Genomic DNA, 13,138 nt, shown 5'->3' with positions numbered 1-13,138 from the left:
GGCGAGCCCCAATCAGGACCGGCCCTAGCCGCGCAGCATCTCCGCGACGAGGAACGCCAGCTCGAGCGACTGCTGGGTATTCAGCCGGGGATCGCACGCCGTCTCGTAGCGGCCCGAGAGATCGAGGTCGGAGATCTCCTGAGCGCCCCCGAGGCATTCCGTGACGTTCTCCCCCGTGAACTCGATGTGAATGCCGCCTGGATATGTGCCGAGGGCGTTGTGCACCTCGAAGAATCCCTGCACCTCGTCGACGATCCGATCGAAATGCCGGGTCTTGTACCCCGTAGTCGCCTCATGGGTGTTGCCGTGCATCGGGTCGCACTGCCAGATCACCTGATGGCCTGTGGCCTGCACCTTCTCGATGATGGGGGGCAGCAGCTCACGGACCTTGCCGTTGCCCATGCGCGATACCAGGGTCAGGCGGCCGGGCTTGTTGTGCGGGTCAAGGCGCTCGACGTACTCGACAGCCTGGTCAGGCGTCGTGGACGGACCGATCTTCAGCCCGATCGGGTTGGCCACGAGCTCGGCCAGCGCGATATGCGCGCCATCGAGCTGCCTGGTGCGATCCCCGATCCACAGGAAGTGCGCGGAGAGATCGTAGAGCCGGGGCTCGTCGCGTCGCTTGTCGAGCCGCAGCATGGCGCGCTCGTAGTCCAGCACGAGCGCCTCATGGCTAGCGAAGATCTCCACGGCATGCAGCGCGGGGTCGGTCACGCCGCAGGCATCCATGAAGCGCAGGCCGCGGTCGATCTCGCTGGCGAGGGCCTCGTAGCGGGCCCCGGCCGGGGAGGTACGGACGAACTCGCGGTTCCACTCGTGGACCTTCCGCAGGTCCGCGAGGCCAGAGCCGGTGAGCGCGCGGACCAGGTTCATCGCGGCGCTCGCGTTGGCGTAGGCGCGGACGAGGCGCGATGCATCGTGCTGCCGGGTGTGCTCATCGGGCGCCAGCGAATTGATCATGTCGCCCCGGTAGGACGGGAGGCCCAGCGCATCGATATTGGACGAGCGGGGCTTGGCGTACTGCCCAGCGATCCGCGCGACCTTGACCACCGGCAGGCTCGCGCCGTAGGTGAGGACCACGGCCATTTGCAGCAGCGTGCGAATGTTCGCGGTGATATGCGGCTCCGTGTTGTCCGCGAACGTTTCCGCGCAATCGCCGCCCTGCAGCAGGAATGCCTCGCCCCGCGCGACGGCGGCTAGCTTGTCCTGCAGCGCGTCCACCTCGGGCGCCACAGTGACCGGAGGCACCGATTCGAGCACCGTGCGCATGGTAGCGGCCTGCCCGGCGGGCCATCCCGGCTGCTGCACGGCAGGCTTGGCGAGCGCGGCATCGAGCCGTTCGCGCAGGTCACCAGGCAGGGGCGGGAGCTGTGGCAGTTCATCGATCGCCACGTCGACAGTCCAGTTCACTCCCCTAGCGTAGGACGTGAGGCGGTCACTTCGCTCGCGAGGGTGGTAATTCGCTCTTCCCCGGTGGTCCTCGCCGCAGCCTGGCCGTGTTCGGTCAGGGCCGGGACCTGCGATCCCGCAACGCTTCGATGGCCAGGAATCGCTGCGCGTTGTGACGGGCGTCGGCGAGCGCGTCATGGGCATCACCGGGGGCTCCGGGCAGCTGGGGCTTGCCGTGGGCCTCCCAATGCTGCTTGATCTCGCGAGTGAAGCGTGGCATCCCGCGCGGCAGGGCCGTCATCGGTCCCCATAGCTGGCACAGCGCGACGTGATCGTAGGCGCCGACCCACGCCCAGAGCTCGACATCACCATCGCCCGGCTTGAGGAATGCCGTTAGGTCCTCGCGGATCTGGCTACGGCTGCGCCACAGCTGCGATGACGGCGGCGGGAGCTTCGGCAGGACATGGGTCCGCACCCACGTGCCCGCGCGCGCGGCGTCGAACTCGGTGGACACGGCATAGAACTCCCGGCCGTCCTCGGCGACCACCGCGATCGAGACCAGGTCGATCGTGCGCCCGTCCTCGATGAACTCACTGTCATAGAAATAGCGCACGAGTAGCTGCAACCACCTGTCTGTTCTGGCCCCAGGGCCGGCTCGCCCTAGCAACGGGCTGCATTCTATTGGCTTGCCGCTGCGAGTGCTCGTTACGCTTCATCGGGGCGCCGGTTGGCCCGGCAGGACGGCGCGCGCGAGGTCCGCGGCCCCGATTACCGCGGCGTCCTCGCCCATCTGGGCCCGGCGGATCCGGGCAAGCGGCCGATGCCCCGCCCCGGTGATCATCTTCGCGTAGTGCTCGCGCGCCTCGTCGAGGAACAAGGGCGCCGCGCTTCCCACGCCGCCGCCGATCACGATGAGGTCGGGATCGTACATATCGCTGACCATCGCAAGACCAACGCCGAGCCAGCGCGCGAACTCGCCGACGGTTGCCTCGCCGAGCACGTCGCCGTCCTGGGCCGCGGACATCACGCGTCGGCCCGATACGCACTCGGGGTCGCCACGGAGCTCGCGGGCGAGCGGGGAGGCGAGGTCCGGATCGTTCGCGAGCAGCTCGATCGCGGAATCAATGAGCCCGGTCCCGCTGCAATAGCGCTCGAGGCAGCCCCGCTTCCCGCAGGGGCACGCTCGCCCGTCGGGCACGACCTGGAGGTGGCCCAGCTCGGGCGCCACGCCATGGCTGCCCCGGAATATCTCCCCGTCCATCAGCAATGCCGCCCCGATGCCGGTGCCGATCGCGAGCGTCACCACGTTCTCGCCGCCCATTCCGGCTCCGAAGCGATACTCGGCCCACCCAGCGGCATTGGCGTCATGCTCGACGACCACCGGCACGCCGAGGACCTGCTGCATCATCTCGCCGACCGCGATGCCGCGCCATGGCAGATGGGGAGCGAATCGCACGGTGCGGCGATCGCTGGTGAGGAAGCCCGCTATCGCGAGCCCCACCGCGGCTACGTCGTGGCGCTCCATCAGGCCATGGATCGCACCGGCAACGGCTTTCTCGAGGGATCGCACCGAGTGCGGGGTCGGGGCGTTGACCGTGTCGATGATGGTGGCGTCGTCAGCGACGACCGCGGCGCGGATATTCGTGCCACCGATATCGACTCCCACGGTCAGGCACTCGGCCCTGCTGGGATGCCCTGATCGAGCGCTCATGGACTCGATCCTGCCACTGGCGCTAGGTGCCGATCAGCACGGGGATCGGTTCGAACTGCTTCTCGCGGACCGGATGGGCGCGCGGCGGCTCCCCGCTGGTTCGTGGCCGGCGCGAGCCGGGCTGGCCCGATTGCGGGCCAGCCTGCTTCGTGCGAGCCCGCGGCGATTCGGATTCCGGCGCGCTGGACGCGGGCGCGAATCCCCGGGCAAGGTCAAACATCGAGTTCAATTGATCAACGAGGATGTCGTCGATGGACTCCTCGTCCTCGTTCTCCACGATCGTGCGCAGGAAGCCCAGCACCGTCGCACCGTGCCGGGCGAGTGCCGTGATGAGCTCATGGTTCTCGCCCCGCGCGACGGCAACGACCGCGCACACCGGGCACCACGAGCAAGCTGAGCCACCGGCGGTCTCGTGCTCGTGGTCGGAATAGGCGCGCAGGGCGGGCTCGAACTTGTCGATGATCACCTGGGCAAGCATGCGCAGCTCGCGCGCGGCGGCGCGCAGGGCGGGCTGGGGATCGGCGGTGGGCGGACCGTCTACCACTGTGGCCATACCTCCGGGTTGGGTCTGAAGCGGATCTGGAGCTCGCTGCCGTCCATGCGCGCGCCGATGACCAGGCACCGCCGGAGCACCGGCGCGAGAAGGACCCGCCGACGGATCCCCGCGGCGCCCACGATCAGATCGTCGCCGATCCGGCCGAGTCGCACCGAGGCAGGGTCGACGAGCGGCAATTCCATTCTCATGAGGTATACCGCATTGAGGTCCTCCCCGGACTCGCACGATACCCGCGGGGCCCGTCGCGACGCGACATCCCCGGGATCAACATCGCGCGTGCCGAGCCCGGGAAGCGCCGCAGCGAGCCCGTGCAACGCGTCCGGGCCAACCGGCTCGGCAGCAGCGTGGTGCACCCGCAGCAGCGGCACGGCGCCGAGCGCCCCGCCAAGCTCGTCGAGCACGGCCTGCTGCTCGATGAGGCGCGCGCTGTACCAATGATGGATCGGATCGTCCGATGGGGAGCATGGATGGGGCTCGAGGATGCGATTGGCGATCACCGTGTCGAGGTTCATGCCGAGCAGCGCCATGGCTGTCACGGTGCGCCGGGCCTCCTCCATCACCACCTTCTCCGGGGTGAGCACCAGCGCTACGCGCACAGTCGTGGCGCTCGTGAGCCGGGACCGCAGCCGCGCCGCGCTCGCGGTGATCGCGTCGAGGACCTCGGCCAGCATGCCGGGGGCGCCGGGATGCCCAATCGACTGGAGCCGTCGATGCTGCGGCCATATGCGATCCGCGTAGCCCTGGACCGTCTCTGGCAGGGTGATCAGTCGCAGGGTCTCGGCGGTGGGCGCGCAATCGACGATCACCTCGTCCCACTGCCCGCTCTCGGCGAGCCGCATGATCTCGACGAGCGCGAGCAGCTCCTCCGCGCCGGGAACCACCGTGATCTCCTCGGGCTCGAGCGACAACCAATCGATGGCGTCGTCCCCCTCGGGGCCGAACTGGGGACCGATCCGGTCCACGAGGCTCTTCCAGAGTGATTCCGCGAGCGCCACGGCATCGATGTGGCGCGCGTGCAGCAGGCCACCCTCGAGATGCCAGGAACCATCGTCCCCGGCGGGACCATCCAGGCCGTAGGCATCCGCGAGGGAATGCGCCTGGTCGGTCGATACCACCAGCGTCCGGTTGCCTTCTCGCGCGCTCGCGACCGCGAGCGCCGCCGCGAGCGTTGTCTTTCCCACCCCGCCCTTGCCGACGATCAGCCGGATCGGGGCACGGGTGGCGCCCTGGTCGTCGGTCAGCGCTCGACTCGCTTCTTGAGCTCCTTGAGCGCGGTATCGGTGATGACCTTCTCCGCGCGCCGCTTGAGCAGTCCGATGACCGGGATCGCGAGGTCCACCATGAGCTCGTAGGTGACCCGCGTGGAAGTCCCCTCGGGCAGCGGATCAAGCACGTACGAGCCCGACTGTGCCTTCTGGATCGTGCCGTCCACCAGTTCCCAGCTCACCGCGAGGCCATCGGGCGACCAGCGGTACAGGAGGTCATAGCTGTCCTTGATGACACCGGCGTCGAGCTCGAAATGCACGCGAGCAGCATGCCCGTTGGGCAGGGTCGACACCACACGGACCTCTTTGACGGCCGAGACCCAGTCCGGATAGGCGGCGAAATCCGCGATCACCGCCATGACACGCTCGGCCGGGGCTTCGATCACGATCGACTGCGTAGTCCTTTCCGTCATGACGCAAACGCTACCCTGCCGACGGGGCCGCCACAGCGGGCTCGCCGACTCGGCGGCCTCGCTCCGCCCCTAGCTTCGCCTCGAACGCCATCGCCCTGCCCTGGGCCCGGCGCGCGCGGTTGGCCACGGCGAGGTCCTTGCGCACCGCCGCCGCATCGCGCCCGGTCGGTTCCGCATGGAGGAAGTAGTGCACGATCGTGCCGTCGAGGACGGGCTCGAGCCATACCTCCATCGTGCCGTCGAGCGCCCCATGGACCTGCCAGCGGATCCCCTTGTCGGCGCGATCCTCGCGCACCGCGAGGTCCAGGCCAGGCCACCAGCGACGCCATGCGGAACGGTCGCCCAGAATGGCCGCGACCCGATCGGGCGCGGCAGCGATGAACGTGTCATCAGCGACATGAATGCTGCTCACCCCAACAGCATCACATACGCGTTGCCCGCGCACCAGCACGTCGCCAGCGCTATCGTGGGCGGGAAACCCGCGTCGAGGCTCCGCCGTCCAAGGCAAAGACACGTTAAAGTGTGGGGCAAAACGTCAACGATGCACGGATGATCCCGGAGGTGCCTAGTGCACGAGTTCAGCGTCCCGGCCACATATACGGTCCCTGATGATGTGTCATGCGCCGATGCCGTCGCGCGCAATGCCGCAGAAAGCCCAACCTATCCCCTGTTCCAGCGGCTCGTCGACGGCGCCTGGACCGATATCACTACCGCACAGTTCGCCAAGGACGTGACCGGGGTCGCCAAGGGCCTTGTCACGCTCGGTGTGAACCAGGGCGATCGTGTCGCGCTGCTTGCCAACACCAGCTACGAGTGGACTGTCCTTGACTACGCGATCTGGAGCGCGGGCGGCGTCACCGTGCCCATCTACGCCTCCTCCTCCTCCAGCCAGGTCGAGTGGATCCTCGAGGACTCCGCTGCCGTTGGCCTGATCGTCGAGACCACCGAGAACGCGACGGCGCACAAGTCTGTCACGGACGCTGCCAAGGCACTGAAGAAGGTCTTGGTTATCGATGAGGGCGCCCTCGACGACCTCGTCTCCGCGGGGGCCGAGATCGGCGATGACGTGGTGACCGAGCGGGTCAACAGCCTCAAGGCGTCCGATCCCGCCACCCTGATCTACACCTCCGGCACGACCGGGCGGCCCAAGGGCGTGCAGCTCACGCACTACAACCTCCAGGCCGAGGTCAAGTCCATCCTGGCGTCGAGCCTGTCGTCGTACCTGCAGGAGGACTCGCGCACCCTGCTGTTCCTGCCGCTCGCGCACATCTTCGCGCGCGTCATTAGCATCGCGTGCGTCGAGGCTCGCGTGACCGTCGGCCACACCTCCGACATCCCCAACATCGTCGAGCACCTCGGCACGTTCAAGCCGACCGTCCTGCTCGCGGTGCCGCGCATCTTCGAGAAGGTGTTCAACGGCGCCCGCTCCAAGGCCCACGCTGCCGGCAAGGGCAAGATCTTCGACTCCGCCGCTGACACCGCGATCGCCTACAGCAAGGCCCTCGACGAGGGCGGCGCCAAGTTTGGCCTCAAGGCCAAGCATGCGCTGTTCAGCAAGCTCGTCTACAAGAAGCTGCTTGCCGCGCTCGGCGGCGAATGCACGGGTGCCATCGCCGGCGGCGCGCCGCTCGGGGCTCGCCTTGGCCACTTCTTCCGCGGCGCCGGACTGACCGTGTTCGAGGGCTACGGCCTCACCGAGACCAGCGCGGCGATCACGGTCAACACCCCGGATCACAACCGCATCGGCTCGGTCGGTCGCCCCCTGCCCGGCTCGAAGGTACGCATCGCCGAGGATGGCGAGATCCTCCTCTACGGCCCCGTGGTGCTCGAGAGCTACTGGCAGAACCCGAAGGCCACCGAGGAGTCCATCGAGGATGGCTGGTTCCACACCGGCGACCTCGGCACCCTCGACGACGAGGGCTACCTGTTCATCCACGGCCGCAAGAAGGAAATCATTGTCACCGCCGGTGGCAAGAACGTCTCCCCCGCGGGCCTCGAGGATGTGCTTCGCTCCAGCGCGATCATCAGCCAGGCGATGGTCGTTGGCGACCAGAAGCCATTCATCGGCGCGCTCCTCACCCTCGATCCCGAGGCACTGCCCGGCTGGCTCGAGCGGCACGGCAAGTCCGCCGATACCGCCATCGACGAGGTTCGCAACGATCCTGATCTGATCGCCGAGATCGATGCCGTGGTCAAGCAAGCCAACGAGACCGTGTCGAGCGCGGAGTCGATCAAGAAGTACAAGATCCTGCCGATCGACTTCACCGAGGCCACCGGCGAGCTCACCCCGTCGATGAAGCTCAAGCGCAAGGTCGTCGCTGAGAAGTTCGCGGACGAGATCGAAGGCCTTTACAAGAAGTAGGACCTGGCCTGCGAGAACGTGGCCCGCCGCTCATCGCGGCGGGCCACGCTCGTTTCCAGGCAGGCGCTTGGTGGCCGGCGCTGGGTGGCCGGCGCTGGGTGGCAGGCGCTGGGTGGCCGGCGCTGGGTGGCGGGTGCGATGTCCGGCAAAAGCACGGGAAACGGCCAAACGCGATAGAAATTTCGGCGGGATCGCCGTCGTTTCTATCGCGTTTGCTGCCCGGACTTACCGCCTGGACGCGCCGGCAGGATCCCGATCGGGCCTGCCGACCGGACCTGCTCCCTAGGCGTGCACTCCGGCGCTATCGAGGAACTCGCGCAGGCGGGCGGCCATCGTCTGCCATTGCCAGTTCTCGGTCACCCATTCGCGCCCCGCGCGCCCCATCGAGCGGGCGCGATCCGGATCAGCCAGTACCTCGGCAATAGCATCAGTGATCTCGCTGACGGACCGGCCATCCACCACATGCCCTGTCTCGTGATCGACCACGGTCTCCGGCGCGCCGCCCGACCGTCCCGCTACCACCGGGACCCCTGACGCCGAGGCCTCCAGGAACACGATCCCGAGCCCCTCGACATCCAGGCCAGCGCCACGCGTGCGGCAGGGCATCGCGAAGACATCCGCCATCGCATGGTGCGCTGCAAGCTCGGCGGAGGGCACTGTCCCGGTGAAGATGACGTCATCAGCCACGGCGTGCTCCCGGGCGAGAGCGCGCAGCCGGTCCCCGTACGGGCCGCCCCCCACGATGACCAGGACGGTGCCCGGCACTCGCCGCTGGATCCCCGGCAATGCCCGGATCAGCATGTCCTGCCCCTTGCGGGGAACCAATCGCGAGAGGCACACGATGACGGGCCGGTCGCCCAGCCCATAGCGCGAGCGCATCTCCGTGCGCGCCGCTTCGTCCGGGCGGAACACATCCGTATTCACGCCCGGGGGCAGATGCTCGAGAGCCGCGTCCGGACCGAACGCCGAGGCAAACCGGCCGCGCGTATAGCGGCTCACGTAGGTCACGACGTCCGTGGCGTCACCGATCACGCGCAGCGCCTGCCTGGCTCCGGGCACCATTGACCAGCCAACTTCATGCCCGTGCGTGCACGCGACTGCGCGCTCGATCCCCTCCCGCCGCAGCATCGGCGTCAGCAGGGCCAGCGGCGCCGCGGCCCCGAACCACACGGCGGAGCAATCATGGGCGCGCACGAGCTCGCGGGACCGGCGCAGCACATCAGGCGATGGCACCATCAGCGTCGAGGGATGCCGCACCACCTCGAACGACTGCTCGGCGTCGAAGCGTGTGTGCGAGTCGTCCCGCCATCGGGGCGCATAGACCACGAGGTCATCCGGCGGGACGAGCGAGGCCAAGGTATGGATGTAGGACTGGATGCCCCCCGGCCGCGGCGGGAAGTCATTGGTGACGAGCAACGTGCGACGCATGCTCCTTACCGTATGCGCATCGCGCGCGCGGCACAGGCCAAGGCGCGCGCTTCGGCCGGCCTCCATCGCCGACGGGCCGCTAGCGCGCGAGCCAGCGGCCCCACCCGTCGACGGCCTCGGGCAGCGTGACCGCGGCGATCTCCTCGAGGGCACGGGAGAGTTCCTGCGTTCCGCCACCCTCGGAATCGGCCAACCGATATGCCTCGATCACTGCGGCCTCCCCGTGGGTAGCGGTGAGATAGGCGACAAACGTCCAGGAAAGCTCGTACGCCAGGAGCGAGGCGGCGCCGCCCCCGGTGAAATGATCATCGCGAGGCAGGCTATCGGGAGGGCCGTACCGCTCGACGAGCTCCATCACGCGAGCAGCTGTCCCGCGCGGATCCGGGTAGCGATCTCCCTTGGCGGCGAGCTCCGCGATGCCTTCGACGATCCACAAAGGCATGGGGTTCCGGGAGCGGGTGAGCACATGCGCGATCTCATGGCGCAGCGCGGCGAGCTGGCTTTCCCTGCCGAGGCTCGCGAATGCCGGTCCAGCGACGACGATTCGCTGGCCGGCCCCCGGCGAGGCGGAGGCATCGGGATTGGCTATCGCCGCGGCGACCACCGCGGTGCCCGATGTCGGAGTGGCGCCCTCATGCGCGGCTAGCCCGCCTCCGGTGAGGGCGGTGAACTCATCCCCGGTACTGGCGATCTCGACGATTATTCGATCGTCCTCCTGTTGCTGTGGCCAGCGCCGCGTGACCGCCGCCGCCGCTTCCGGAAGCAGATCCACTACCTCGATGGCGAGCGCGTCGTCGGTGGGATGCGCGATCACGGTGGAACCGCCCGGGGACGTATGCTCGACCGTCGGCCCCTGGTCCCAGGGCACTCGGGACCAGCCTGCAGGGTCCTCGGCCCGTGCGCCCCCGATCAACCAGTCCGCTTCATCGAGCACGAGGATCAGTTCGCTTGGCCGGTCCACGCCCGGGTCCTCTCCCCCGACGCTGTACCGGAGCCGGATCCCTGGCGCCCAGGCATCACGGACCCCCAGTGCCTGCACGATCTCGGAGGGGACGAACGCCTCAGGACCGTCGGTGACGGCATAGGACCACTCGTCGAGGTTGGATGACGCGAGGTTGCGGGCCCGCTCGAGATGAAAGGCGAGGAAATCCGGTGGAGCATCCGGGTGGATCAAGCTCCTGAGCTGATCGATGTCGCCGGCGACCTGGGCGCGCGAGAAGCGGTCGAGCAGATCCTGCGCGTCCTGCCGGCGTTGCTCGTCAAAGCTTGCTGCGCCGCCCGAAGTACCTGTTGTTGACGTCGGCGTGGCAGTGCTTGGGCTGGTGGTGCCCGCGGTGTCGCTGTTGATCGCGCAGGATGGCACGGATAGCACGACCAGCGTGAGCAGCACAGCGACCATGCCCCTGCGCCATGTGCTGGTGCCAGTGCTGCCCCACTGGCTGGTTGCCGCGCGAGGGCAGCTAGTTGTCGGGCGAGGCACCGCCCTAGGCTATCGCGCGCAGCCCGATCGTGGCCGCCCGCTCAGCGCAGTGTTGCTAGTACCTGCGGATCGAGTGGATCGGGGCATTGTTGACGGTATCGACCTTGACCGGGACCCCGAAGGTCGAGGCGTGCACGATCTGGCCGTCGCCGATATACAGACCCACGTGCGAGGCATCGGAGTAATAGGTGATGACGTCGCCCGGCTGGATCTCCGCGGGGGTCACAGGGCTGCCACCGACCGCTTGCATCTGGCTGGTGCGGGGAACCGAACGTCCCGCCTGGTGATGAGCCCACATGACCAGGCCGGAGCAGTCGAACTCCTCGGGCCCGGTGGCGCCCCAGACGTAGGGACGGCCCAGGCGTGTCAGCGCGGCCTGCACGATCGCTGCGCCGGTTCCCGAGCCTCGAACCGCGCCAGTATCAAATCCGGGGGGCATGATCGATCCGGCCCACTCGGCTCGCTCCTCGGCGCTGAGCGTCTCGAAGAGATCCTTGATCTCGGCGATCTGCTGCTCGAGGCTCGCGCGGCGGCGCTCGAGCTCGTCGCGGCGCGCCTGGGCGGTGGCCGTGAGGTCCCGGAGGTGCTCCGCAGTGGTAGCAGCCTCCGCTGCGGCGCGCTTGAAGCTCTCGCGCGCTGAATGGAAGTCCTTGACCCGCTCTCCGGTGTCCCGGGTGATGACGTCGAGGGCGGACATCCTCGTGATGACGGATTGCGGCGAATCACTGGTCAGCAGCGCGTAGATGGGATCCACCCGGGTGCCGCGGTAGTTCGCGCGGGCGTGCGCGTCCACGAGGACTTGCAGCGTCTCGATCCGGCTGCTGGCCTCGGCTTCCGTGCGGAGGTTGCCCTCCTGGCGGGCTTCGGCGTCGGCGAGCTCGTCCTGGAGGCGCGCGAGCTCCTCCTCCGCGGCGAGCACATCGTCGTTGGCCTTGGTGGCCGCGCGACTGAGCTCCGACAGCCGGTTCAGCGCCTCGGTGGAATCAGTGATGACGGGATCCGCGCTGGCCGGCATCGTGCTGGGCAGCCCGACGGCCCCAGCGAGGACGAGCGCGGCTAGCACCATCGTGATCAGCGCACGGCGTGAACCTGCGATCACCAGTTCTGCTCCTAGTTGCTGGACGGATTCGCGTGCGCACGGGTCGCGCGCGCCTGCCTCCCCGCTGAGTCTCGATCAGATTACGATCCCGCTCGCCCGGTGTCCATTCGGGGGCGAGCATGCCAATGGGCGGGAGCCGTGGCTCCCGCCCATCGCGAGCGTTCTCCGCGCTAGCTAGCTCACGCGTAGCGGCGAGCGCTGTGGAACGGCATCATGCTCATCGGGTCGACGCGAACGGGCGACGACGAGTTCAGCGCGTGCACGACCTGGCCGTTGCCGATGTAGATGCCCACGTGCGAGGCGCCACCGTAGAAGCCGACGACGTCGCCGCGCTGCAGGTTGTTGTAGGAGACCGGGACGCCGCCGCCGACCTGCGCCTGGCTGGTGCGCGGAACGCTGATGCCGGCCTGGCCGTGCGCCCACTGCACGAGCCCGGAGCAGTCGAAGGCGTTCGGGCCGGTCGCGCCCCACACGTAGGGGGAGCCGACCTTGCCGAGGGCGATGTCAGCGACCTGGTTGCCGCGCGAGAACGGGGCCGCGATGTGCTGCGGCGCGAAGTTCGGGGTCTGGACCTGCGGGAGGTTCGGGATCTGCGGGACCTCGACGACCGGGACCTCGAAGTTGGTGGGGATCGCGAGGTGGTCCGGGACATCGAAGCTGCCGATGCCGGGGATGGTCACGGGCGCTGCCATGGCGGGCGCGGCGGGAATCGCGATGACGCCGGCGGAAAGTACTCCGGCGGCGACTGCGTTTCGAACGGTCCGCTTGAGCGACGTGGTGGCCATAGTGATGGTTCTCCGTTTCTTCCTGGTTCCGCTGACCGAGTTAGCTGACGGGTTCGGGCATGGAAGATTGCCCTACCCACGCGGGATCGCTGTCCAGCGTGGGATTCACCCCACGTAACGGTGGTTCCCCGGTTCGCGTGGCGGTCGGGTGCCACGCGATTAAGCGGTGTTGAGAGCGGCGCCATCCCGGTCGGGTCGGCAGGACTCCGCTGTGTCTCGAAAAGATTACGAAAAGGACTCGGCTTCGTCCATCACCCAAACGGCGATCCGGGTATGTGGTAGCGATCACACTCGAATGCGGTAACGCTTGCCCCGCCGTCGGTTTCGCGCAAACCCCACGGTCAGAGCGCTTGCCGCTCGCGATCCAGGCCCAGCGACCCCCATTGAGCGCGCCGCGCGCGGCCGTTGCGCCAAGGCCGCGGGCCGCCCCGCGTGAATCATAGGATGAATGCTGGTAGGGGCGATTAAAACTGCTGGCAGCCGGACTACTGCGCGAACTCGCATAGCGAAACTTGGCTTCCCGAGCAAGCCCCAGCCACGAGATGCCATGCACACTGAGAAAAACCTGTGGTCCTTCTCTCACTTTGGCCCCGGGCGCGCCGCGTGTCCGCCACTGCCGCTCCAATGACTGTCGGACCACCCGGCTACTG

Annotated in this window: 12 protein-coding genes and 1 riboswitch; of the genes, 1 reads left to right on the top strand and 11 read right to left on the bottom strand. The window is 68.1% G+C overall.

The genetic code is table 11. The features are described 5' to 3' along the window. Positions 1–24: 24 nt before the first annotated feature. From QC765_RS13020 to QC765_RS12990, 7 genes are all read right to left on the bottom strand, one after another. Positions 25–1,410 (bottom strand): class II 3-deoxy-7-phosphoheptulonate synthase, encoded by a 1,386-nt coding sequence (locus QC765_RS13020; protein ID WP_278314875.1) that lies wholly within the window; start codon positions 1,408–1,410, stop codon positions 25–27. Positions 1,411–1,504: 94 nt separating this feature from the next. Continuing rightward, positions 1,505–2,002, bottom strand: a complete 498-nt coding sequence (locus QC765_RS13015; protein WP_278314874.1) for a polyadenylate-specific 3'-exoribonuclease AS — start codon at positions 2,000–2,002, stop codon at positions 1,505–1,507. 99 nt (positions 2,003–2,101) lie between these two features. Continuing rightward, positions 2,102–3,100, bottom strand: a complete 999-nt coding sequence (locus QC765_RS13010; protein ID WP_278314873.1) for an ROK family protein — start codon at positions 3,098–3,100, stop codon at positions 2,102–2,104. Positions 3,101–3,122: 22 nt separating this feature from the next. Continuing rightward, positions 3,123–3,653: a hypothetical protein gene (locus QC765_RS13005; RefSeq protein WP_278314872.1), complete on the bottom strand. Its 531-nt coding sequence runs from the start codon at positions 3,651–3,653 to the stop codon at positions 3,123–3,125. Continuing rightward, on the bottom strand, positions 3,638–4,837 hold the full coding sequence (locus QC765_RS13000) for an ArsA family ATPase (protein WP_373876753.1): 1,200 nt from the start codon (positions 4,835–4,837) through the stop codon (positions 3,638–3,640). Before QC765_RS13000 ends, QC765_RS13005 begins: the two co-directional genes overlap by 16 nt. Before the next feature lie 56 nt (positions 4,838–4,893). Then, on the bottom strand, positions 4,894–5,334 hold the full coding sequence (locus tag QC765_RS12995) for an SRPBCC family protein (protein ID WP_278314871.1): 441 nt from the start codon (positions 5,332–5,334) through the stop codon (positions 4,894–4,896). Between the two features lie 10 nt (positions 5,335–5,344). After that, positions 5,345–5,746 carry a polyketide cyclase / dehydrase and lipid transport gene (locus tag QC765_RS12990; protein ID WP_278314870.1) on the bottom strand — a complete coding sequence of 134 codons (402 nt, stop codon included), beginning with the start codon at positions 5,744–5,746 and terminating at the stop codon, positions 5,345–5,347. A 156-nt stretch (positions 5,747–5,902) separates the two neighbouring features. Here QC765_RS12990 and QC765_RS12985 point away from each other — a divergent pair, with 156 nt between their 5' ends. Then, positions 5,903–7,696 carry an AMP-dependent synthetase/ligase gene (locus QC765_RS12985; RefSeq protein ID WP_278314869.1) on the top strand — a complete coding sequence of 598 codons (1,794 nt, stop codon included), beginning with the start codon at positions 5,903–5,905 and terminating at the stop codon, positions 7,694–7,696. A gap of 282 nt (positions 7,697–7,978) precedes the next feature. Here the strand turns inward: QC765_RS12985 and QC765_RS12980 are convergent, their stop codons facing one another. The 4 genes from QC765_RS12980 to QC765_RS12965 all read right to left on the bottom strand — a co-directional run bounded on the left by QC765_RS12980 (position 7,979) and on the right by QC765_RS12965 (position 12,488). After that, positions 7,979–9,124 carry a glycosyltransferase family 4 protein gene (locus QC765_RS12980; RefSeq protein ID WP_278314868.1) on the bottom strand — a complete coding sequence of 382 codons (1,146 nt, stop codon included), beginning with the start codon at positions 9,122–9,124 and terminating at the stop codon, positions 7,979–7,981. Positions 9,125–9,203: 79 nt separating this feature from the next. Continuing rightward, positions 9,204–10,523, bottom strand: a complete 1,320-nt coding sequence (locus QC765_RS12975; RefSeq protein WP_278314867.1) for a hypothetical protein — start codon at positions 10,521–10,523, stop codon at positions 9,204–9,206. 136 nt (positions 10,524–10,659) lie between these two features. Beyond that, positions 10,660–11,703, bottom strand: coding sequence for an NlpC/P60 family protein (locus QC765_RS12970; RefSeq protein ID WP_278314866.1), 1,044 nt, complete (start codon positions 11,701–11,703; stop codon positions 10,660–10,662). A gap of 179 nt (positions 11,704–11,882) precedes the next feature. Then, positions 11,883–12,488, bottom strand: coding sequence for a C40 family peptidase (locus tag QC765_RS12965; RefSeq protein WP_278314865.1), 606 nt, complete (start codon positions 12,486–12,488; stop codon positions 11,883–11,885). Positions 12,489–12,502: 14 nt separating this feature from the next. Further along, positions 12,503–12,664, bottom strand: a riboswitch (cyclic di-AMP (ydaO/yuaA leader). Positions 12,665–13,138 lie beyond the last annotated feature (474 nt).

Source organism: Hoyosella levis (assembly GCF_026008515.1).
Classification (GTDB): domain Bacteria; phylum Actinomycetota; class Actinomycetes; order Mycobacteriales; family Mycobacteriaceae; genus Lolliginicoccus; species Lolliginicoccus levis.
Note: the sequence above shows the minus strand (reverse complement) of the source record. Positions and strands in the feature narration are given on the sequence as shown.